The sequence below is a fragment of the Acholeplasma laidlawii PG-8A genome (assembly GCF_000018785.1).
GTDB lineage: Bacteria > Bacillota_I > Bacilli_A > Acholeplasmatales > Acholeplasmataceae > Acholeplasma > Acholeplasma laidlawii.
The window spans coordinates 815,785-837,854 of record NC_010163.1 but is presented as its reverse complement, the minus strand read 5'-3'; the positions used below and the strand labels follow the sequence as shown (position 1 = coordinate 837,854).

Annotated in this window: 21 protein-coding genes, 1 other RNA gene and 1 riboswitch; of the genes, 20 read left to right on the top strand and 2 right to left on the bottom strand. The window is 31.2% G+C overall.

The window, feature by feature from the left end:
* Positions 1 to 29 precede the first annotated feature (29 nt).
* Genes mvk through fni form a run of 4 tightly spaced genes read left to right on the top strand, consistent with a single transcriptional unit; the run spans position 30 to position 3,931 of the window.
* Positions 30 to 986, top strand: a complete 957-nt coding sequence (gene mvk, locus ACL_RS03970) for a mevalonate kinase (RefSeq protein WP_197711668.1) — start codon at positions 30 to 32, stop codon at positions 984 to 986.
* Positions 983 to 1,930: a diphosphomevalonate decarboxylase gene (mvaD, locus tag ACL_RS03965; RefSeq protein WP_012242745.1), complete on the top strand. Its 948-nt coding sequence runs from the start codon at positions 983 to 985 to the stop codon at positions 1,928 to 1,930. Before mvk ends, mvaD begins: the two co-directional genes overlap by 4 nt.
* Complete coding sequence (locus tag ACL_RS03960; protein ID WP_012242744.1) at positions 1,927 to 2,967, top strand: phosphomevalonate kinase; 1,041 nt, start codon at positions 1,927 to 1,929, stop codon at positions 2,965 to 2,967. Before mvaD ends, ACL_RS03960 begins: the two co-directional genes overlap by 4 nt.
* A complete protein-coding gene (gene fni / locus ACL_RS03955; RefSeq protein WP_012242743.1) occupies positions 2,960 to 3,931 on the top strand; it encodes a type 2 isopentenyl-diphosphate Delta-isomerase in 972 nt (323 codons plus the stop codon). Before ACL_RS03960 ends, fni begins: the two co-directional genes overlap by 8 nt.
* A 53-nt stretch (positions 3,932 to 3,984) precedes the next feature.
* On the opposite strand, the gene ACL_RS03950 is transcribed toward fni, so the two are convergent.
* Together ACL_RS03950 and ACL_RS03945 are read right to left on the bottom strand one after the other, a co-directional pair.
* Positions 3,985 to 4,689: a hypothetical protein gene (locus tag ACL_RS03950; RefSeq protein WP_012242742.1), complete on the bottom strand. Its 705-nt coding sequence runs from the start codon at positions 4,687 to 4,689 to the stop codon at positions 3,985 to 3,987.
* Between the two features lie 104 nt (positions 4,690 to 4,793).
* A complete protein-coding gene (locus ACL_RS03945) occupies positions 4,794 to 5,168 on the bottom strand; it encodes a hypothetical protein (RefSeq protein ID WP_012242741.1) in 375 nt (124 codons plus the stop codon).
* Positions 5,169 to 5,273: 105 nt separating this feature from the next.
* Here ACL_RS03945 and ACL_RS03940 point away from each other — a divergent pair, with 105 nt between their 5' ends.
* The 16 genes from ACL_RS03940 to merA all read left to right on the top strand — a co-directional run bounded on the left by ACL_RS03940 (position 5,274) and on the right by merA (position 21,722).
* Positions 5,274 to 5,981 carry an acyl-[acyl-carrier-protein] thioesterase gene (locus ACL_RS03940; protein WP_012242740.1) on the top strand — a complete coding sequence of 236 codons (708 nt, stop codon included), beginning with the start codon at positions 5,274 to 5,276 and terminating at the stop codon, positions 5,979 to 5,981.
* Between the two features lie 67 nt (positions 5,982 to 6,048).
* Positions 6,049 to 7,026, top strand: coding sequence for a GMP reductase (locus ACL_RS03935; RefSeq protein ID WP_012242739.1), 978 nt, complete (start codon positions 6,049 to 6,051; stop codon positions 7,024 to 7,026).
* A 128-nt stretch (positions 7,027 to 7,154) separates the two neighbouring features.
* On the top strand, positions 7,155 to 8,651 hold the full coding sequence (locus tag ACL_RS03930) for a sensor domain-containing diguanylate cyclase (RefSeq protein ID WP_041634045.1): 1,497 nt from the start codon (positions 7,155 to 7,157) through the stop codon (positions 8,649 to 8,651).
* Between the two features lie 119 nt (positions 8,652 to 8,770).
* A complete protein-coding gene (locus ACL_RS03925) occupies positions 8,771 to 10,495 on the top strand; it encodes a bifunctional metallophosphatase/5'-nucleotidase (RefSeq protein ID WP_012242737.1) in 1,725 nt (574 codons plus the stop codon).
* A 51-nt stretch (positions 10,496 to 10,546) separates the two neighbouring features.
* Positions 10,547 to 10,695, top strand: a riboswitch (Lysine riboswitch).
* Between the two features lie 83 nt (positions 10,696 to 10,778).
* Positions 10,779 to 12,041 carry a diaminopimelate decarboxylase gene (lysA, locus tag ACL_RS03920; protein ID WP_012242736.1) on the top strand — a complete coding sequence of 421 codons (1,263 nt, stop codon included), beginning with the start codon at positions 10,779 to 10,781 and terminating at the stop codon, positions 12,039 to 12,041.
* A 1-nt stretch (position 12,042) separates the two neighbouring features.
* Positions 12,043 to 13,245: an aspartate kinase gene (locus ACL_RS03915; RefSeq protein WP_012242735.1), complete on the top strand. Its 1,203-nt coding sequence runs from the start codon at positions 12,043 to 12,045 to the stop codon at positions 13,243 to 13,245.
* A gap of 16 nt (positions 13,246 to 13,261) precedes the next feature.
* Positions 13,262 to 14,248 carry an aspartate-semialdehyde dehydrogenase gene (locus tag ACL_RS03910; protein WP_012242734.1) on the top strand — a complete coding sequence of 329 codons (987 nt, stop codon included), beginning with the start codon at positions 13,262 to 13,264 and terminating at the stop codon, positions 14,246 to 14,248.
* Positions 14,245 to 15,126 carry a 4-hydroxy-tetrahydrodipicolinate synthase gene (dapA, locus tag ACL_RS03905; RefSeq protein ID WP_012242733.1) on the top strand — a complete coding sequence of 294 codons (882 nt, stop codon included), beginning with the start codon at positions 14,245 to 14,247 and terminating at the stop codon, positions 15,124 to 15,126. Before ACL_RS03910 ends, dapA begins: the two co-directional genes overlap by 4 nt.
* Positions 15,119 to 15,841 (top strand): 4-hydroxy-tetrahydrodipicolinate reductase, encoded by a 723-nt coding sequence (gene dapB, locus ACL_RS03900; RefSeq protein ID WP_012242732.1) that lies wholly within the window; start codon positions 15,119 to 15,121, stop codon positions 15,839 to 15,841. Before dapA ends, dapB begins: the two co-directional genes overlap by 8 nt.
* Before the next feature lie 47 nt (positions 15,842 to 15,888).
* Positions 15,889 to 16,326, top strand: a complete 438-nt coding sequence (locus ACL_RS03895; RefSeq protein ID WP_012242731.1) for a putative immunity protein — start codon at positions 15,889 to 15,891, stop codon at positions 16,324 to 16,326.
* Positions 16,323 to 16,829: a GNAT family N-acetyltransferase gene (locus ACL_RS03890; RefSeq protein WP_012242730.1), complete on the top strand. Its 507-nt coding sequence runs from the start codon at positions 16,323 to 16,325 to the stop codon at positions 16,827 to 16,829. Before ACL_RS03895 ends, ACL_RS03890 begins: the two co-directional genes overlap by 4 nt.
* A gap of 121 nt (positions 16,830 to 16,950) precedes the next feature.
* A complete protein-coding gene (locus tag ACL_RS03885) occupies positions 16,951 to 17,724 on the top strand; it encodes an ECF transporter S component (protein ID WP_012242729.1) in 774 nt (257 codons plus the stop codon).
* 26 nt (positions 17,725 to 17,750) lie between these two features.
* Positions 17,751 to 18,105: a transfer-messenger RNA gene (gene ssrA / locus ACL_RS07410) on the top strand.
* Positions 18,106 to 18,383: 278 nt separating this feature from the next.
* A complete protein-coding gene (locus tag ACL_RS03880) occupies positions 18,384 to 19,547 on the top strand; it encodes an IS3 family transposase (RefSeq protein ID WP_049751953.1) in 1,164 nt (387 codons plus the stop codon).
* Positions 19,548 to 19,728: 181 nt separating this feature from the next.
* A complete protein-coding gene (locus tag ACL_RS03875) occupies positions 19,729 to 19,998 on the top strand; it encodes a copper ion binding protein (RefSeq protein WP_012242727.1) in 270 nt (89 codons plus the stop codon).
* 89 nt (positions 19,999 to 20,087) lie between these two features.
* Positions 20,088 to 21,722 carry a mercury(II) reductase gene (gene merA / locus ACL_RS03870; RefSeq protein WP_012242726.1) on the top strand — a complete coding sequence of 545 codons (1,635 nt, stop codon included), beginning with the start codon at positions 20,088 to 20,090 and terminating at the stop codon, positions 21,720 to 21,722.
* Positions 21,723 to 22,070: the final 348 nt, after the last annotated feature.

Genomic DNA, 22,070 nt, shown 5'->3' with positions numbered 1-22,070 from the left:
ATCATATCATGATATAATGGAGATAGAAAGTGAGCGATAAATTTATGATAGATTTTGGACATGGTGTCGCAAGCGGAAAGATCATATTAATGGGTGAACACTCAGTAGTTTATGGAAAACCCGCAATTGCACTACCCTTTAAACAAGCACAAATTAGCTCAAAAGTCTTTAAAACAAATGATAAAATTACAATCGATTCTTTTTATCATAAAGGTTATTTAGATGATGCTCCGGACACACTTTACGGTATAAAACAACTTATATATATTGTCTTAGTATATTTAAAACAACCATTTCATGGTATACATATTCAAATTGAATCCTCATTACCACCACAACGTGGTTTAGGTTCATCCGCATCTGTTTCGATAGCGATTGTTAGATCGCTTTTTGATGCTTTCAAAGTAGAATTAAGCCAAGAACGTCTAAATTATTTTGTCGATGTAGCCGAACAAATACATCACGTTAATCCATCTGGATTAGACGCGATTACGATTGCATTTGGACAAGCTGTATTTTATCAAAAGGATTTAGGTAAGACGTTAATTCCACTAAAAATGGATGCAGTTATAGTAGTTGCTGATACCGGTAAAAAAGGTTTAACTAAAGAAGCAGTACAAGAAGTAAAACAACTATGGACGGATAACCCAACGATTGTATCTCCAATTATGGATAGATTAGAAGAACTTACAAATGAAGTTAGAACATATTTAGAGACTAATGAAATTATTCGACTTGGTCTTGCTATGACTGAGGCTCATCAGTTGCTTAGAAGTATTAAAGTATCAGATGACTTACTTGAAAAATTAGTAGAAGTATCACTATTAAACGGTGCTTTAGGTGCTAAACTTACCGGTGGTGGTAAGGGTGGTTGCATGATTGCACTCGCACAAAATGAAGATCAAGGTATACGTATTGCAGATGCACTAAAGAATGCAGGGGCAGTAAACACTTGGCTTTATGACTTAAAGGAAATCGTATTATGACACACACAGCAATAGCAAACGTAAATATAGCACTTATTAAATACTGGGGAAAAAAGGACATAGAATGGAATTTACCACTAACATCCTCTATAAGTCTAACTTTAGATGCCTTTTATACAAAAACCACAGTTACATATGATCCAACACTTACAGCGGATATTTTACTCATAGATGATGAAATCATAACTGGTGGAGAGTATTTAAGAGTCACTAAATATATGGATAAATTAAGAAAGTTATATAGTATTCCTTTTTATGCAAAGATAACCTCTTATAACTTTGTACCTAAAAAAGCAGGATTAGCATCCTCTTCATCAGCATTTGCAGCACTTGCATATGCTGCAACTAAAGCATATGGACTAAATTTAGATTCTAAAGAACTTTCATCACTCGCAAGATTAGGCAGTGGCTCTGCATCACGTTCTATCTATGGTGGTCTAGTTTTATGGCATGAAGGCCATGATCATATGTCTTCTTATGCAGAACATTTAACTCACATGGATGATTTAGCAGTAATTGTATGCTTAATTGATGAAACTCCTAAAAAAGTTAATAGTACCGATGCAATGAACAGATTAAACGAATATCCAGACTTAAAAGAGTTATGGATATTAAGCACACAAGATGCATTAAATGATATGAAAGAAGCCATAATAGAAAATGATTTTGACAAGATGGGGTCTATTGCAGAATCTCACGCAAGTTTAATGCATTATATTATCCAAGAAACTGGTGTTTCTTATCTAACAGATCAATCATTTAAAGTCATGGATTTAACTGAAAAAATACGTAATGAAGGTATACCTGTATACTACACAATGGATGCAGGTGCAAATGTAAAAATTTTAACAAAAAAAGAGTATGTAGAAACCATAAAAGCTAGATATGAAAAATTATCTAAGGTTATAGTAAGTTATACAGGAATGGGGGTAAGTTCCTTATGATATCACTAAAAATACCTGGAAAACTATTCATTATTGGGGAATATTCAGTTATTAAACCTGGTAATGAAGCAGTGATAGTAGCTGTTGATAAGTTTATACACGTTCGGGTTAAAGAAGATTCTGATTACCAATTTTCATCTGAAATGGGGCATTTTAGATGGATGTTATCAGATCAATTGCCTGTCTTTGTTTATGATACATTAACACATGCAAAAGCCGCTGTTTACATTGCTCATAAATATATGAAATATAAACATATCACACCTAAAAGTTATAGTATTCAACTGTTTTCCGAACTTACAAGCAAGGATAACATTAAATATGGTTTAGGTTCATCAGGTGCCGTTATAGTCGCTGTTATTAAGGGTATTTTAAATTTCCATGGTATTGAAATCTCAAAATTGGACTTATTTAAATTAAGTGTACTAGCTCAAATAGAAATTTCTGATATTACATCTGGTGGAGAATTAGCTGCATCCATTTATGGTGGTTGGGTATTTTACCAAAGATATGATCTTATTTGGATATTAAATAGAAAAGGTCATATTTCAGAAGTCATGGAGATGACTTGGCCACTGCTTAAAATAGAAAAACTACGAAAAGGATCTATCAAGTTGGCTGTCTGCTTTTCAGGTGTATCACAATCTACCAAAGCATACACTGATAAAATGACAAATTTTAGTGGGAGTAATTGGTATGCAAACTTTTTAACAAAAACTAAAATCATTGTCAATCAATTTAAAGAAGCGTTTATAAGGTCAGATTATTATACAATAAAGTACATGATTGATTTATACCGTCAAAAACTGAATGAATTAGAAGAAAATGCAGGTATTATTATTGAATCAGAACCATTTAAAAAGATGATTCAAATTGCTAGTGATTATGGCTATTCAGCTAAAACTAGTGGTGCAGGGTATGGAGACTGTGGTATAGCACTTACAAAAAATGAAACAGATAAAAGAACGCTTCAAGATGCATGGATTAAAAATGGATTAATTGCACTTGACATAAAGGTATGGGATTACGATGAGTAAAAATAGAAAAGACGATCATATTAATATTGCAAAGTCATTCAAGAAAAAATCAAATATGTTTGATAAGATACTTTTAGAGGGTACAGATTTACCTGATTTATCTATGGACGATATTGATTTATCTACAGAATTTTTAGGTATGAAGGTTCCGTATCCGTTCTATATTAATGCAATGACTGGCGGTAGTGAAAAAGCACATAAGATTAATGAATTTTTATCAAAGATTGCAGATCATTTTAATTTACCGATGGTGACTGGAAGTCAATCGATTATGTTTAAAGATCCATCTTCAATTGATTCATTTAAAGTGATAAGAAATAATCATAAAGGCATTATAGTCGGTAATATAAACCCTAATATGACACTAGAACAAGCACAAGTAGCAGTTTCTACAATCCAAGCTAATGCTTTATCAATTCACTTAAATGTGATTCAAGAACTGGTTATGAATGAAGGTGACAGAGATTTTAGATTGTGGTCTAACCACATTGAATCTGTCGTTAAGCATTTGAATAAACCGGTTATTGTTAAACAAGTTGGACTAGGTTTATCGCTAAAGACAATCCAAAAGATAAAAACACTAGGTGTAAAATATATTGATGTTTCAGGTAGTGGTGGTACATCATTTATTGATATCGAATCCACTAGAAGTGCTAAGGACTATAGTTACTTAAATGATTTTTCAATTGATACTGCTCAAGCCTTAATCAATCTTAAAAATGAAAAAGATTTAGAAATATATGCATCAGGTGGTATACGTCATCCACTAGATGTTATTAAATCGCTCATCTTGGGTGCTAAAGCTTGTGGACTATCTAAATGGTTCTTAGACTTAACGGATTTAGAATTTGCTGCCGCAGTTAAAAAGGTCGAGGAATTCATTGAAGATCTTAAAAAAATCATGTTGATTCTTGGCGTTTCTAGTCTTAAAGATTTAAAACAAGTCACATACAACATAGTGTAAATGAAAAACCATCACCTTTAAAAGTGATGGTTTTCTTTAAGAATTGACTTTAATTAAGCTTCGTTTGCTTGTATCTTCTTAACTAAACTCATGATAAGGAATACAAATGCTGCAATTAATAACATAGTAGTAAACCAAACATTAACAGATTGATCTAAATTATTTGAAAATGATGTAAATATGCTGTTTAATCTTAAGAAAATGGATGAAGTGATTGCATACATTGCGTATGCAATACCCACTGTACCAGAACCTAATAAAAATGCTACAAGTACAATTAGGAATACCAACAGAGTTGAACTAAATCCAAATACAACATAATATGCTGCAAAGAAGATAATCATCGGTAGTGTGATAAGCTCATTAACTTTAGCAGGTTTTGGTCTGTCATAAAGTAAATAGGCAACAACTACACCCAGTGTATATAACATAATAAGTACACTTACAATTTGATCTCCACTAAATGCATTTGATGGATTATTACTGAATAAATCGCCTAAAAAACCACTAAGTGATGATGCAAATAGAAAGAATAAAATACCATGTGATAAGAGTGCATTAGATTTTGATTGTGCCCAAATGACAGCAAACATTAAAATCATAATACCAAGATAAACACCGAATGTTACTAAGTTAAATGTTCCGATATTTTCTATAATATTTAGAATGTCTGCATGCCAGAAGACTGCAAAAATGACTACGATTAAACCACCAATTGAAACTGCAAAACTCTTTAAGGCCGTTAATAATGCCTTCATACTATAAATCCTCCTTTAATGTATTTTTATACATTTGTCTATTATTATTTTAATAAAAACCAAATAAAAAAGTGTCATAAATGCATAATAACACTCTTTATAAACTATTTTTTATGTTTTTTAGATACTTTTTTTGATTTAGTAAACCATCCAAATGGAATAGTATTTGCAAGAGCAAGACCTAAAGCGTAGTAATACCAAGCAATTAATGGTTTATTTTCTTCAGTTAAAGGATTAGATAATTCACTTTTAGGTACTAAGTGAATTTTACCATCTAAGTAGGTGATTTCAATAAATATATCAGTCTCACCAAATTCTATAACATAGTAACTATCAGCTAGAGTAGTCTCAGGTGGTCGTTTAACTGTATAAAGTTCCACAGGATTTAATCTTACAAATTTATAGTCTAAAGCAAAAAAGAAGATGATTAATATTGAAAGCATAAAGCGATTCAAAATAAGTTTAAGTAAAAGTTTCATAATTCCACCATTTAATTCTAAATTTATACTATAATTATTGTATCATATAAATAGTATAATGATTGTAGTTTAAAGCATCAAAATTAATAGAGAGGATGAATAAATATGTATAAAGAAACAAGAATCATACAAGCATCTGAAATTGGTTACAACAATAGGGTTAGAATCACAGATCTTATTGATATGATTCAAGATGTGGAAGGTGCACATATTGAATCATTAAGTGCACTTGCAAAAGAAAGTAGAGAACAGAAATTTGCAATTGTCTTAAATTTTCGTTATGTACATATTAAATATTGGCCAAAATATAAAGATATGTTAGAACTTACAACATATCCTTATGAAACAAAACAATTTTTAGGATATCGTAATACTTTAATACATGATCTTATGGGTAACTTATTAGTAGAATCGTATTGTTTAGGTTCATTTATACACATGGACAGTAAAGCACCACATAGATTAAGTAATGAAGTATTAAGAACACTTGGTAATAGAAAAAAACATGAGATGACTTATATGGGCAGAAAGATTAGTTTAAATAGAAAATTAGTCTTTATTAAGTCCTTTGATCAAGTAGTATTACCATCTCATCTAGATTACTATCAACATCTAAATAATGCAGTATACGTTGATTTTGCATATAACATGCTTCCTCTAGATTTTCAATTTAGCACTTTAGTTTGTGAGTATAAAAAAGATTTTCAATTATTTCAAAAAATGGTTTTAAAACTATATCAAACTGAAGAAGGGTTCTTAGTACAGTTCTTTGATGAGTCAGAAACACTTTATTCAATAATTGAATTTAAATAACTAAATTAGGCGTTTGTCCTAAAAATATGATAATATGAGTTGGCAATAAAATTTAAGGAGCGTATTTATGAAAGTTTTTGACTACGAAGATATTCAACTTATTCCTTCTAAAAGTATTGTAAAATCTAGAAGTGAATGTGATACATCTGTTCAATTTGGACCTAGAAGATTTAATCTTCCGGTGGTTCCAGCAAACATGGCAACCATTATTGATGAAAAGTTAGCAATCTGGTTAGCAAGTCATGATTATTTTTATATCATGCATCGATTTGATGAAGCATCACGTATACCTTTTATGATAAAGATGAAAGAACTTAACTTATATACATCAATTTCTGTTGGTGTGAAACCACAAGAATATGATTTTGTTGAAGAACTTTCAAGACTTAATTTAGTTCCTGACTATATTACAATAGATATAGCTCATGGTCATAGTCAACTAGTCATTGACATGATTACTCATATTAAAAAACATTTACCTACATCATTTTTAATTGCGGGTAATGTTGCAACTCCTGAAGCTGTAAGAGAGCTTGAAAATGCAGGCGCAGATGCTACAAAAGTAGGGGTTGGTCCAGGTAAGGTTTGTATCACTAAAATCAAAACCGGTTTTGGTACAGGTGGATGGCAACTCGCAGCACTTTCTCGTTGCAGTAAAGTTGCTAGAAAACCAATGATCGCAGATGGTGGCATTCGTACCCATGGTGACATTGCAAAATCTATTAGATTTGGTGCATCCATGATTATGATTGGCTTTTTATTTGCAGGACATGAAGAATCACCTGGACAAACAATTGAAGCAGATGGTCAAGTACTTAAAGAATATTTTGGTTCCGCATCAGAGTATCAAAAGGGTGAAAAGACCAATGTTGAAGGTAAGCGCATCTTAATTTCTTACAAAGGTAAAATTGAAGATACCTTAAAAGAAATGACAGAAGATTTACAATCATCTATATCCTATGCAGGTGGTAAAGATATTGAGGCAATTACAAAAGTGGACTATGTAATTGTTAAAAACTCTATTTTTAATGGAGATTGGATTTAACTAAAAGACCTTAATGAAGCAGTTTTGAATAAAAACTGCTTTTTTTGTACACTTTTTATATCATTTTACGCACTTTTTTCATAATGTTGATATAATATAGTTACATGAAATCATCTAGGGGAGATAGTATGGTTTTTAATTTAATTATTTGGATTGCGTTTTTAATGTCGCTTTTAATTACTGCAAGTCTATATTTTTCTTATACAAAATTAAGAATTCCTTATAGAGGGATGAGGCATTTTATCTATGGTCAAGTCCTTATTTCAGTACGTTTTGCATTAATATGGTTTCTAAATGAAACTTTAAGATTTTATTTGACCCCAATGATTGGTATTGTGATATTAAGTGGTGTTTTTGTCTTTAGTAGGTCAATAAGTAAATTTTCTAAATCAGATGTAAAACCAATCGATCTATACGTCATCTTACCTGTATCTTTTATCATCTATAATTATTTTTTATACATAGATGAAAAGTTGAATTTTCAGATAGTAACCTTGTATACAGTCTTAATCTATATGTATGCTAGAGCGGTTATTACTGTATATTTAAGAAGAGATGCTATTGAGGATAAAACACATTTACTTACATTAACAATGACACTATTTAGTGGACTTTACTTATTTAGAGTACTACACTCGTGGATGACACTTCAAGATCTAATTACATATCTAGAACTTAAAGATAATCAAGCAATCACAGTAATCTTTACCTTCTTACTACAGATACTCTTAACGTTTATTGTATCTAATCTAATTTATACTCGAGCACGTGTTGAAATAAAGAAAATTAACAGTGGTTTTCATCATTCACCAGTTTCAATGTTGATGCTTGATGAAGATAAAAAAGTAGTAGATGTCAATACACGGTTTACTGATTTTTTAGGTTATAAGGTAGAAGAACTACTTGGCAGTCAGGTTTGTGATCTTAAAATGTTTAAAGAAATTTGTCATTTATCTGAGTTCAAACACATGATGCAGTCAAATAACCCGTATCATAATGTGGAATACAGTATACTTAAATCAGATGGAAGTATCATACGAACACTTACTTCTATATCAGTTATTAATTATGTCGATCAAAAACATTCTATTATTACATTTACGGATATATCTAATCTACATCAAATGAATGAACAACTAACAGATTATGCATATTATGATGATTTAACGACATTACCTAATAGACGTTACTTGTCTAGATTAATTGATAGTAAAATTACAGATAATAAACGGTTCGCACTTATGTGTATAGATTTAGATAATTTTAAACATATTAATGATAACCATGGTCATACAGTTGGTGATGAGGTGTTACATCAACTGGCTAAAAGATTATTAAAAACTATACACGAAGAAGATTTTGTTGCACGCTATGCTGGAGATGAGTTTATCATTATTCTAAGTTTAGAAAATAATTCACATACACTAGAACATAAAATCGATAACATAATAGATGCCATAGAAAGTCAAATATACTTGGATAATAAAGTGTTTAACCTTAAAGCTTCTATCGGTTTATCTGAATATCCACTCCACGGATTAACACTTAATGATCTTTTAAGACAAGCGGATACTGAAATGTATCGTATAAAACGTATGGTCAAGTCAAGGGGTCTAAATAATTAATGCAATACAAACATAAAGATGCAAATCTTAAGACGATTTGCATCTTTTTTTCACTTTAAAATACACAAAATCAGTGTTATAATAATATGCTTACGATATTATGAAGAAAGTAGACATTTATGAAAAAAATAATGAGTTTCATTGTATTAAGTTTAGTACTTATATTAATTAGTTGCCAAACACTTGGAGATTCACCAGGTGAGGATACAATTATTTTTGAAGTGGCTGATGATATTGAATATGTTATTGGTGAAGAACGACCAATTTATTTAGAATATGTAACAGCTAAAGACATAAATAACATCACTTTTATTCATTTTGTGACTTATGATGACAGTTTGGTTAATTATGAAGTTGAAGGTGAATACCAAGTTACATTCGAACTAGACTATGAAGATTATCATAAAGCAATTACAGTGGATGTCCGTGTGGTTTCAACATCAACAACTGTAAATTTAGATTTAAACATTTTTTATATAAACGATTTTCATGGGGCTGTTTTAAATAATGAAGAACAAATTGGGTTAAGCCGCATCGGTAATTTAATTATGGATGAAAAAAATAACAATCCAGATACCACCTTATTTTTAGCGGGTGGAGATATTTTACAAGGACAATTAATCAGCAATTGGTATGATGGTGCTTCAACAATAGAACTGTTAAATGATATGGAGTTAGACGCATTTGTTGCAGGTAACCATGAATTCGATTGGGGTGTTGATGTATTAACACAGTATTTTAATGGCCAAAACGATTTACAAGCTAATTTTCCATTACTTGGTGCAAACGTTTATGAAAAATCATCCAATGAGATGGTAGAGGGTTTCGAACCTTATACTATCATAGAAAAATCAGGTATTAATGTTGCAGTGATTGGTACAGTGGGCTTTGGTTTAGAATCTTCTATTGCATATGCAAGAATTAAAGACTACAAGTTTATTGATCCTGTAGAACGAGTCATGTATTTTGCTCATAAAGCAAGAACAGAAGATGATGCAGATATTGTCGTTGTAATTAATCATGCGGATGATGATGGATTTAATAATTCTATTGCAAATCTCAAAGGTGACTATAAAGTAGATGCTATCTTTAATGGTCATACCCATAGATACTATACAAGAACAATTAATAACGTACCTGTTATGCAATCCGGTGCAAACGGATCACATGTAGGACACGTTACACTGAATTATGACTCAAAACAAGGAGTTTATAACTTCACTCAAGCAAACTTAACTCAGTTCACTGAAGAAAGACTAAATGTGGAACAGTCAAGTATTAAATTTAAAATTGATAACTTCTATAATGAAATTTCAGGACTATATGACCCAATCATGATTTCTGGTGAAAATATAGAAAGAAGTTCATTATCAAATTATATTGGGAAACTCATGCAATCAAAGTTTGGTGCAGATGTTGGGCTTCATAATACCGGTGGCACAAGAGATAGCATTAGTAATGGTGAAAGCCTAAGTTATGCAAAACTTCATGCCATATCACCGTTTGATAATACAGTTGTTTTAATCGATGTTACAGGTGAAGAACTATGGGATGCAATCGGTGGTGAAAATGCATATTTTAGAACGGGTTTATCTATGAATGATATCCAAATGCAAAGTACTTATAAATTAGCATTAAATGACTATATATTTGGTTCAAAATGGTTCTTACGTGATAAACCAGCTGTATTTACTGGTGTGACTGTACTTGATCTATTTGTAGAAACTGTAGAAAATCAAAGTAGCGTATATGAAACATGGACATCTACACTGCCTATTATGTTTAATCAAAATGTAAGTTTGTTTGCTCACTTAATTACATATTCTTCACAAATTCATATATAATTCAACATTTATTTTTATTACATGTTATAATGTAGACAAAATTAAATCAATCTCGAATAATGAGGCTGCGAATACAAATAGTACATCACGGAAAGGTGTCATTCGCCGAAGCATAAACATTTGCTGGGTGTAAATTGAATAAATTTACAACTGTTTCTTATAACTCGCCTAAAGTTATAAAGAATTGCGCATTATTAAGGGAATAGGCAGAAGTTTTAGTTAATTTATTAAATCACTAGCTTTTGCTAGTGATTTTTATTTTTAATTGAAAGGAAGACCTAATATGACAACAATTCAACATATCAGTTTCGAAGATTTAAAAAGTAAGTATCAAACACCACTCTATATTTATGATGAAGCAGCTATTCGCAAACAATGTAAGGTGTTTATAAATAAGTTTAGACATCCTAAAGTGTCAAGTAATGTTATCTATGCTTCTAAAGCATTTTTAACGATAGCTATGGCACAACTTATTATGAGTGAAGGACTTCACTTAGACTGTGTATCTCAAGGTGAGTTATATACAGCGCTTAAAGCAGGGTTTCCTGTTGAAAAGATCGTGTTACACGGTAATAATAAGACCAAAGATGAACTGCTTATGGCACTTAATTTTAGAGTGGGTACAATTATAGTTGATAATGATTATGAAGCAAGTATTTTAAACGAGATTGTTAATGATAAATATAAAGTCAGTGTCATGTTAAGAGTTAATCCTGGTATTGATGCACATACGCATAAATATATTAAAACTTCAACCTTAGATTCTAAATTTGGTATGTCGATATTAGATCCTAGAACTAAAGAGACAATTAAGTCGTTAAATGACAACCCAAATATTAATTTTTTAGGTACACACTCTCATATTGGTTCTCAAATTCTAGAAGAACATTCATTTTATGATCATGCAATTACCATATTAAAATTTTATAAAGAAATTAAAGAGCTTTACCAAATTGACTTGAAGGCAGTCAATTTAGGTGGTGGATTTGGTGTGAAATACATTAAATCAGACACTAGATTAGACTTAAATAAAGTATTACCAGAACTATTGGAAATTGTATATCAAACAGCAAACAGTTTAGAGATTTCGGTACCACACGTCTATATTGAACCAGGTAGGAGTATTGTTGCTGAAGCAGGCTATACACTTTATACAGTCAATCAAATTAAAGAAACCATTAATAAAAAGAAATACTTGTTTATTGATGGTGCAATGAATGATCATATGCGTACTGCACTTTATCAGGCTAAATATGACGCATTTATAGTAGGTAAGGAAGATATGGTTCATGATACAACCTACACAGTAGCAGGAAAAGCTTGTGAAAGTGGGGATATCATTATTGAAGATATTTTACTACCTGATGCAAAACCAGATGATTTATTAGTTGTAAGAACTACAGGAGCATATCATTATTCTATGGCATCCCATTATAATAGATTAACTATCCCACCGGTTATATTTGTAAAAGATGGTCAATCTAAAGTGGTTGTAAGAAAAGAAAGTTTCATGGACCTTCTAAGTCATGATGAGGCATTAGTATAATATGAGAGCAGTTTTAAAGTTTGGTGGTTCTAGTGTTCAAAACCTAGATTTAATGAAAGAAGTTGCCCAAACGATTATTGAAAAGAAAAACACCTATAATGAACTCGTTGTTGTATTATCAGCCATGGGAAAAACTACAAATAGTTTAATTAAAATGGCCAAAGATATTACAAAATATCCAAATAAGCGTGATGTGGATTTACTCATATCAACTGGTGAGGTTGTATCAATCGCGTTACTTTCTATTATGTTAAATGATATGGGTTATAAATCGATTGCTTTAACTGGAGAAAAAGCAGGGATTTTAACCAAGGGTACTCATACTAAAAATAAAATATCAAGTATTGATACAAGACGTGTTGAAGCGCATATTCAGGCAGGTAATATTGTCATTGTCGCAGGTTTTCAAGGTTTTAATGAAGCAGGTGAAGTCACTACTTTAGGTCGTGGTGGATCAGATACAACAGCAATTGCTCTAGCAGCTAAACTTGGTGCTATTTGTGAAATTTATACAGATGTTTCAGGCATTTATGGTGTGGATCCTAGGATTTATCCGGATGCTCAAAAATTAACCCAAATAGATTATGAAGAAATGAAAGAAATGGCATTTTTAGGTGCGAATATCATGGAACCTAGAAGCATTGATATTGCTCAAAACTATGGTGTAACAGTCTATGTCACATCACTTAAAAACCCTTTAGAAGGGACTTACATTAAGGAGTACAAACAAAACATGGAAGATAAAAAAATTACTGGTATTGCTGTTACAGAAAAAGTAGTTATGGTTTCAATTCGCCGTATACCTTATTCAACTAAGATTACTGCAGAACTGTTTAAAGATTTAGCACTAAACGAAGTTAATATTGACGTTATTAACCAAAACCCTAGTGTGGGTGGTACCATTAATATTGCATTTACGGCCCATGCTGATGATTTAGATGCAGTCAACGAAGTACTTGATAAATTTGAAGCTAAAAACCCAACCATTCAAGTATTAAAAGTAAATGAAGTTGTAAAGGTATCTATTGTAGGTAGTGCGATGCGCTCCCAATCTGGTATTGCTGCAGAAGTATTTGAATTATTTGCAGAAAATGATTTAGAAGTGAAGTTAGTTACAACATCTGAAATATCTATTTCCTATACATTTGATAATAAATATAAGAATAAAGTCGTTGAAGTATTAGCTAAACACTTCAATGTTTAGTCAAAAGGTGGAATCTATGAAAAAAGTTAATGTTGGTATTGTAGGTATTACAGGTTTGGTTGGTCAAACTCTACTAGAAATACTTGAACAATCATCCTTACCGGTAGATACGCTTTATGTATACGCATCCAGTCGTTCTAAGGGTAAAGAAGTTGCATTTAAAGGTCAAACTATCATTATCAAAGAACTGAACGAAGATAGTTTTAATGATCCTTTAGATATCGTGTTTTTTGCAATAGAAAGTGACCTTGCTTTAAAATACGCTAAAATCGCAAGTTCTAAAAAGATATATGTTGTAGATAACTCCTCAGCGCACCGCATGATAGAACATATCCCATTAGTTGTACCTGAGGTGAATAGTCATGTGCTAAAATCTAGTGACTATATAGTTGCAAATCCAAATTGCTCTACCATACAAAGTGTTGTAGCACTTCATACAGTACATCAATTATTTAATTTAGTAGATGTTGACTATTCAACCTATCAAGCAGTCAGTGGTTCAGGGGTTAACGGTATAGAGGATTTAGAGAGAACATCACAAGGCTTAGAACCTAATTTTTATCCAAAAACGATATATAATAATGTTATACCTCAGATAGATCAATTTCTTGAAAATGGTTATACTAAAGAAGAAATGAAGATGATTTTAGAAACTCAAAAAATATTAGCTTCAAAGATAAACATAACTGCAACAACAGTCAGAGTCCCAGTAAAAGTAGGACATAGTGTCCAAATTAAAGCTACCACAAAAGAAAATATTGACTTGGATAAACTAAAGAATGCTTACGGAAAAATAGACGAAGTTAAGTTATATCCATCCAATGATTATCCAACACCTTTAGATGCAAGTGGCTCGAATTTAGTTCACATCGGTCGTATCAGAACAGACTTAAACTATCCAAACAAAGTACTATTATGGACAGTAGCTGATAATGTTAGAAAAGGTGCTGCACTTAATGCAGTACAAATAGGTGAGTATATCTATAAGGAGTTTATAAAATGAAAAAATTTACAGGTTCAGGGGTTGCACTAGTTACTCCATTTAAGGGGTCTAAAATTAACTACCCAGTACTACAAAAATTATTAGATTTTCATATTGAGAATGAAACAGATTTTTTAGTGATATTAGGTACTACAGCTGAATCACCAACACTTACCTCAAGTGAGAAAAAAGAAGTTATTTCGTTTGTAGTAAATTACATTAATAAGCGTATACCTATTATGGTAGGTACAGGAAGTAATGATACAAAACAAACGATATCTTTTTCAAGAACTGCACAAAGATTAGGTGCTGATGCTTTATTAATTGTTACACCTTACTATAATAAACCAACTCAAAATGGGTTATTAGCGCACTATAAGGCTGTAGCTAAATCAATTAATTTACCTATTATGCTTTATAATGTACCATCTAGAACCGGTGTGAACCTAGAAGTAGATACAGTTAAACGCTTAAGTAAAGTCAAAAATATTATAGGTATTAAAGAAGCAAGTGGTAACTTAGAACAAGTTAAATCTATTATTGACCAAACACATGAAGATTTTATTGTCTTAAGTGGCAATGATGACCAAGTCTATGATGTTTTAAGTTTAGGTGGTCATGGTGTCATATCTGTTACTGCAAATATTATTCCATTATCTACTTCACTACTTATTCAAAACTTTAGAGCTGGTATAGATAATAAAGAAGCATTTATAAAATTCAACAAACTTCATGATATGATGTTTGTTGAATCCAATCCTATACCTGTTAAAAGAGCACTAGAACATTTAGGATTTGAAGTAGGTAAACCAAGATTACCTTTAACGAAACTTGGTGCTAAACATAACCGTATGTTGTTAAAAGTTTTAAGAGACTATAAGTTGGTGGATAATGATTAAAATAGCAATTAGTGGTGCACTTGGTAAAATGGGCCAGGTCTTAAAAAAACAAATATTATTAGATGAAACACTTGAATACATTGGTGGTTATGATCGTAAAAGGTCAGAACAAATAGTAGATAAGTTAGATGACTTAGGTAGCTTTGATGTGTTAATTGATTTTTCCACACCTACTATATTACCTGCACTTTTAGACTTTGCCAAAAAACATCATAAAGCATTAGTACTTGCAACCACAGGTTATAGTGAAGATGATTTTCTTTTAATAAAATCATATAGTCAACATATACCTATCTTTTATTCTGCAAACTATTCTGTTGGTATACACTTACTGACAAACGCACTCAAAGTTGTAAGCAGTCAAATAGATAGTAGTTATGATATAGAAATGATTGATAAACATCACCGTTTTAAAAAAGATAGTCCAAGTGGCACAGCGTTTAAACTATATGATGCAGTCAATGATGCATTACCTGAAAAAAGAGCACTTATTCATGGTGAATCCAGTGAAAATGGAGTTCACGTACATAGCCTTCGACTAGGAAACTATGTTGGAGAGCATACTGTCATTTTTTCTAACCTAAGTGAGACTTTAGAATTTACACATATTGCTCATGAAAAGAGTGTTTTTGCTGAAGGTGCTATTAAAGCAGCTAAATTCATTAAAGATAAGAAGAGTGGATTATTTGGTATGGATGATTTGCTAGGTGCTTAACGCACCTTTTTAATCAATTTAAACAAGGTGATTAACAATTTTAAATTATGAAATTATTCAATCAATATAAACTTAATGTTTATGACAATTTTATGGATAAATTTAACCTCCAGACTAAAGCCTCTACTTTAGTCTGGATTAAGCATGTCATGTTACCGCATTTTAAATATGAGTTTGATTTATATAATAAAACTGCACTTTCATTAATTGATGAATCACTTTTGGGTATCCCAAATGTAACCACGGCTAGGGCGTATGCTTTTAAGTTACATGAATTAGCTAGAACACTAGAAAATGATAAACAGTTCTATATTAGAGCGCTTGCTCATATGGTATCTACAATCCATGTTAAGACACATGCTCTTAAGTGTTGTGATTATTTGATAAAGATGATACAATTTCAAACAAAAGATGCTGATCGAGTTGTAAGTGAAAGGTTAAGACAAATTTCACTCATTGATAGACAACAAGAGGATACAATATGACATTTAAAGTAGAATTAGTTCAAAAAGAAGATGCTCAAGCTATGTTAAGCTACTTAAAAGAAGTTGGAAGCGAAACCAATTTCTTATTATTTGGTGCAGAAGGTGTTGGATTAAGCATAGAAGAAGAAATGAACGTGTTAGATTCATTTAGTAAGACACCTTACAAAAAAATGTATGTCGTTAAAGATGATTCAAAAATCATAGCTACTGCTCACATACAACTTCATACAAAAGATAGAACAAAGCATAAATCAAGTATTGGAATATCTGTTTTAAAAGCTTACTGGAATCAAGGCGTTGGTTCTATGTTAATAAAAACACTTATAGATTATGCGAAGTCTACCGGTATTACTGAAACAATTTACCTTGAAGTATTATCTAATAATCATAAAGCAATCGGACTTTATGAAAAGTTTGGATTCTACACATATGCAGTGGATAAACGTTCTACTAATATAGATAATGAGTACTTTGATAACAATTTAATGAGACTAGATCTATAAATTTTAAAATTTTTTTACATATTTTAAATACCTAGGTTATATACTTGAAGTATATATTTTACGTGTGGTATAATATTTTTAACTTATGGGACCCAAAGTGGCCTAAAAAGGAGAAAATTATATGAGAAAAAATCAAACATTCGAATTAGTGTTAACTTCTATTTTTGTTGCACTAATTTTTTTAATGGGTATGGTACCACAAATTGGATTCATCACAATTGTTCCAGGTAATCCAATCACAATACTACATATCCCAGTTTTAATTGCAGCTGTTTTGCTATCTTTTAAGTACTTTTGGATACCGGGATTAGCATTTGGTGTAGTAAGTTTAATACAGGCAGCAATGAACCCTGTAGGGCTTAATATTGCATTTATTAATCCGTTAGTAAGTATACTACCAAGAGTTTTATTTGTATTTGCTGTATTCTTCTTATTTAGATTATTTAAAATCTTAAAAAATACTAAATTTGGAAGTTTCATTATTATTGCATTAGTTGCCGCAATTACAGGTGTTGCAATCTTTGAAGGTACATTTGTTGTTTTTAGTAATTTAAGTGATAATGCAAATTATATTATTGCTGGAGCTATCATACTAGTGTTTGTTGGGCTATATGTTTATTTATATTTAAAACATGATTTTAAATCACTTGTTGTACCTTCAATATTCATTATAGGCACCTTAATCCATACATTCTTAGTATTGGCTTCAGTAGCATTATTTTCATATGATGCATTCTTTGAAGTCTTTCAAACAGATCAAGTAATGGATGTTATCGTATTTATTGTAGGATTTAATGGTTTAACAGAAGCAGTGATTGCTGCACTTATTGGTACACCAATTTATTTAGCACTACAACGTGTACCATTAGTACAACAAAAACTTGCTAAGTTCTAAATAAAAAGGTAAAATAGATATGGAATGGGGCCGTTTATGGATTTGCCGGGGCCTGGAATCTATTATATGCATGTAGCGGTAGTGCGCTTAAAAACACGAGGTTATAATAACCGGAAACCAAACACAAACTTTAGCATTTGCTTAATTAAGACAAATTGCTTGGCACTCTAATAGTTTACATGTGACTTTAGACTTGCCTCAGTAAAGCATGTTATGGTTATACATATGTCTAGGTGTATAGCATGAAAATTCGAAACTAGCCTCGTACTTGCTAATTTTGTTAATTTACTAAGCGGTATTAAATTATTAAATTGACTAAACATGTAGATTATAATAGAAGAAAAGTCTCGTACATGGGTTCGACTCCCATCGGTTCCACCATACTAGAATGAAATAGTTTCCAAATCTTGGAGAAAGGTTATAATGAATATAACCAATCTAAAGATAGGGGAACTTTTTTTATGAGAATCACGCAGGAAATGAAATTAAAAATGGTAGAGGAACATTTACTGAAAGGTAAATCATTATCACATATATAACAAGCATATGATAATTACGATGTCAGTAATATTAAGTACAATGTCAATTTGTACAAAAAATTCGGTTCAGAGGTATTTTTGAATCGAGAAGGCAAGATATACTATTGAGATACCAAACTATTGGCGATAAAAAGAGTGCTTGAAGGTAATGAATCAATCAGAAGTGTCGCGCTTGATTTTGGATTAACAGATCCGACCATTTTACAAGACTGGATTAAGAACTATAAAAACAAAGGTGAAGCAGGCGTACAAGATACATATCCAAGAAAGAATTATGTATTAAAAGATGAGCGAGCAAGAAATATCGTAGATAAAAAATTAAAGGAAGAAAACGAGCGACTACGTGCAGAGATAAAATACTTAAAAAAATCTCAGTCCTTAACCCAAAAGCTAGAAGGAGCAACAAATAAGGATAAAGTTTTAATTGTTGCAGGGTTAAGGAAGAAACACAAATTAGAACATCTTCTAGCAATCATAGATATGGCACCATCGGTTTATGATTACAATCTATCAGTCATTAAAAACAAGGTAAATAAGTATCAAGAAATTGAAGATAAAATTGATGAGTTATATTTAAAGAAGCATAAAAAAAGACAGCATTACAACGCGATTTACATTGAATTAAAGAATTTAGGATATAAGATAGGAAACAATAAAGTTTTAGAGATTATGAGAGCCAAAGGATATCTTAAGTTTAGAAGCAAGAAATGGCTTAAATACTCATCATATGAAGGGGATAAAGGATATGTAAAGCCTAATCATATGAAACAAACATTTATAACAACAAGACCCTTTGAAAAAGCAGGTACAGACATTACAATGTTTAGAGTTAAAAACGCAGCAGTTTATTTATCTCCAGTTATTGATTTTAATACCAGAGAAGTTCTGTCTTATGTAGCAGCCAAAGATGCCAAGGTCGATAAAGTGATGCATATGCTGACTCAATTGAAGCAAAAGCATGGAAATCAAATTGAGGGTATGATGATCCAATCAGATCAAGGCATACAATATCAAAATTCGAGATATCAAGAGAGACTAATTGAATTAGGGATGATTCAATCCATGAGTAGAAAAGGAAACTGTTTAGATAATAGTCCGACCGAAAACTTTTTTGGCAGAATCAAAGATGAAATGTGGTATGGACATGAAGATGAATTTAATTCAGCTGATGAATTAATTAAAGGTATTGATGAATACATTGAATACTATAACAACACTAGAATCGTTCTAAAATTAAAAACGAATCCTATTGATTATAGAAATCGCTCTTTAAATAATATATAATAAATATGAGGGTTCATTAGAATCTTCTCCAAGAAAAGAAAACTAAAGCATTACAAATGATGAGATCTGATAAAGGTCTTTTTTTTATATTTATAATGCCAGCTCCTTGACAAATTGGTAGTTACTATTGTAAGATATATATACCCCCTACATAGGGGTATGAGAAAGATAAGGTGATTAGATGAAACATGAAAATTTAAGTGTTAAAGGTATGACATGTGCATCCTGTGTAGCATCTGTTGAAAAAGCAACAGCTAAACTAGATGGTATAACAAATGTCAATGTCAATTTAACAACCGAAAAGTTAACCTTTGATTATGATATGGATAAAGTTTCTATCGAAGATGTTAAAAAGGCTGTAAAAGCTGTTGGCTATGAAGTTTTAACAGAAACAGAAACGGCAGATGAGCATCAACTGAGAAAAGAACAAGAAAATATAACATATTTTTGATATATTAAACAAGAATAAAAGTAATAAATAAATTTAAAATTTAAATGGATATGATATGGAGTAAATCCTAGAATGGAGAAAAAATACTTATGAAAAAACTTAAGATGAAAATACAAGGGATGACTTGTAAAGGTTGCGAGGGTCACATAGTGGAAGCACTTGAAAAAATAGGTGCAATAAATGTTAAAGCAAGTTTTCACAATGGAGAAGCAATATTTGAACTTCCAAAAGATACTGATGTCGAACTTTCAAAAATTGCGATAAATAATATTAAGTATCAAGCTGGAATGATAGAAGAAGTATCCTTTAATAAAAACGATAGTGAGGATAAGATTTATGATCTTATTATAATTGGATCTGGGGCTGCTGCTTTTTCTGCGGCAATTAAAGCAATAGAATACGGTGCAACAGTTGCTATTGTTGAACGTGGGGAAGTTGGAGGGACTTGTGTAAATGTAGGTTGCATTCCATCAAAAACGCTTCTTAGAGCAGGAGAAATCAATCAAGCAGCAAAGTCTAATCCATTCATTGGCTTAAAAACAAATGCTCAAAAAGTGGATTTAGCAACTTTAGTAAAACAAAAAGATGAATTAGTCAATGAGCTTCGTAGTCAGAAATATATAAATTTAATCGATGAATACGGTATTGATTTAGTTAAAGGTGAAGCGAGATTTATTAATAAAACAACAATTGAAGTTAATGATAATAGATATATTGCAAAAAATTATTTAATTGCTACTGGAGCATCGTCTTATATACCTAAAATTCATGGACTTGAATTTGTTGATTATTTAACAAGCACAACATTACTTGATTTAAAAGAAACACCAAGACGATTAACAGTGATTGGATCAGGATATATTGGATTAGAACTGGGGCAACTTTTTCATAATTTAGGTTCAAAAGTCACGATTATCCAAAGGGGAAAACAACTTCTGAAAGACTATGATCCTGAAATTTCAGATACTGTCGAAAAATCATTGATTGAACAAGGTATAGAACTTATTAAAGGTGTAGCTTACGAACGAATAGAACAAATTGGTGATATCAAAAAGGTTTATATTACAGTTGATGGTAAAAATGAGATTATTGAATCAGAACAATTATTGATTGCAACAGGAAGAAAACCTAATACAGACACTTTAAATTTAAGTGCTGCAGACGTTAATGTAGGAGAAAGCAATGAAATTATAATAGATGATTATGGAAGAACGAGTAACAATAAAATCTATGCAGCTGGAGATGTTACTTTAGGACCACAATTTGTCTATGTGGCAGCATATGAAGGTGGAATTGTTGCAGACAATGCTATAGGCGGATTAAATAAAAAAATCGATTTATCGACTGTACCTGCAGTTACTTTTACAAACCCAGCAATTGCAACCGTTGGATTAACAGAGAAAGAAGCTAAAAATATAGGCTATGAAGTAAAAACTTCTGTAATCAATTTAAATTTAGTCCCCAGAGCAATAGTAAATCGTGAAACAACCGGCATATTTAAGTTGGTTGCAGATACAAGAACACATAGAATACTAGGTGCACATATTGTATCTGAAAATGCAGGAGATGTTATTTATGCAGCATTACTAGCGGTAAAACATGGACTTACTATTGAAAATCTTATAGATAGTCTTGCTCCATATTTAACAATGGCCGAGGGGTTAAAATTAGCAGCACTAGCGTTTGATAAAGATGTTTCAAAATTATCTTGTTGTGCAGGATGATACAATAAGTAATATGGATTGGAAGCAATATAACGTGTTTATAAATAATTTAATTTTAAACTGGATGTTAAATTAAAGGAATTAAGTTATGCAAAGATAGCTGAAAATCATTATTTTGAAAGACGTACAGTTTAGAAATCATAGTGTAAAATATTTTGTGTAAATGAAAATCTGAATATAATTAAAAAAGGAATCTCACTTCAGTATAATAGAGTTGTCTAAAACCAATATACAAAGGAGATCCCTCATGAATAATTTTACATTAGAAATCTTAAAAACGCTAGTCGAAGGTAAAGATATTAAGGAAATTTTCAGATTTCATGTAGAAAGTGCTGTTAATCAACTACT

What these genes read in the sequence shown, in the direction of transcription:
- ACL_RS03890 (WP_012242730.1), top strand. Translation starts at nt 16,323, where the DNA reads ATGACATTTAAAGTAGAATTAGTTCAAAAAGAAGATGCTCAAGCTATG.
- ACL_RS03930 (WP_041634045.1), top strand. Translation starts at nt 7,155, where the DNA reads ATGGTTTTTAATTTAATTATTTGGATTGCGTTTTTAATGTCGCTTTTA.
- ACL_RS03940 (WP_012242740.1), top strand. Translation starts at nt 5,274, where the DNA reads ATGTATAAAGAAACAAGAATCATACAAGCATCTGAAATTGGTTACAAC.
- merA (WP_012242726.1), top strand. Translation starts at nt 20,088, where the DNA reads ATGAAAAAACTTAAGATGAAAATACAAGGGATGACTTGTAAAGGTTGC.
- lysA (WP_012242736.1), top strand. Translation starts at nt 10,779, where the DNA reads ATGACAACAATTCAACATATCAGTTTCGAAGATTTAAAAAGTAAGTAT.
- ACL_RS03960 (WP_012242744.1), top strand. Translation starts at nt 1,927, where the DNA reads ATGATATCACTAAAAATACCTGGAAAACTATTCATTATTGGGGAATAT.
- mvaD (WP_012242745.1), top strand. Translation starts at nt 983, where the DNA reads ATGACACACACAGCAATAGCAAACGTAAATATAGCACTTATTAAATAC.
- ACL_RS03945 (WP_012242741.1), bottom strand. Translation starts at nt 5,168, where the DNA reads ATGAAACTTTTACTTAAACTTATTTTGAATCGCTTTATGCTTTCAATA.
- fni (WP_012242743.1), top strand. Translation starts at nt 2,960, where the DNA reads ATGAGTAAAAATAGAAAAGACGATCATATTAATATTGCAAAGTCATTC.
- ACL_RS03895 (WP_012242731.1), top strand. Translation starts at nt 15,889, where the DNA reads ATGAAATTATTCAATCAATATAAACTTAATGTTTATGACAATTTTATG.
- ACL_RS03925 (WP_012242737.1), top strand. Translation starts at nt 8,771, where the DNA reads ATGAAAAAAATAATGAGTTTCATTGTATTAAGTTTAGTACTTATATTA.
- ACL_RS03950 (WP_012242742.1), bottom strand. Translation starts at nt 4,689, where the DNA reads ATGAAGGCATTATTAACGGCCTTAAAGAGTTTTGCAGTTTCAATTGGT.
- ACL_RS03875 (WP_012242727.1), top strand. Translation starts at nt 19,729, where the DNA reads ATGAAACATGAAAATTTAAGTGTTAAAGGTATGACATGTGCATCCTGT.
- ACL_RS03885 (WP_012242729.1), top strand. Translation starts at nt 16,951, where the DNA reads ATGAGAAAAAATCAAACATTCGAATTAGTGTTAACTTCTATTTTTGTT.
- ACL_RS03935 (WP_012242739.1), top strand. Translation starts at nt 6,049, where the DNA reads ATGAAAGTTTTTGACTACGAAGATATTCAACTTATTCCTTCTAAAAGT.
- dapA (WP_012242733.1), top strand. Translation starts at nt 14,245, where the DNA reads ATGAAAAAATTTACAGGTTCAGGGGTTGCACTAGTTACTCCATTTAAG.
- ACL_RS03915 (WP_012242735.1), top strand. Translation starts at nt 12,043, where the DNA reads ATGAGAGCAGTTTTAAAGTTTGGTGGTTCTAGTGTTCAAAACCTAGAT.
- ACL_RS03910 (WP_012242734.1), top strand. Translation starts at nt 13,262, where the DNA reads ATGAAAAAAGTTAATGTTGGTATTGTAGGTATTACAGGTTTGGTTGGT.
- dapB (WP_012242732.1), top strand. Translation starts at nt 15,119, where the DNA reads ATGATTAAAATAGCAATTAGTGGTGCACTTGGTAAAATGGGCCAGGTC.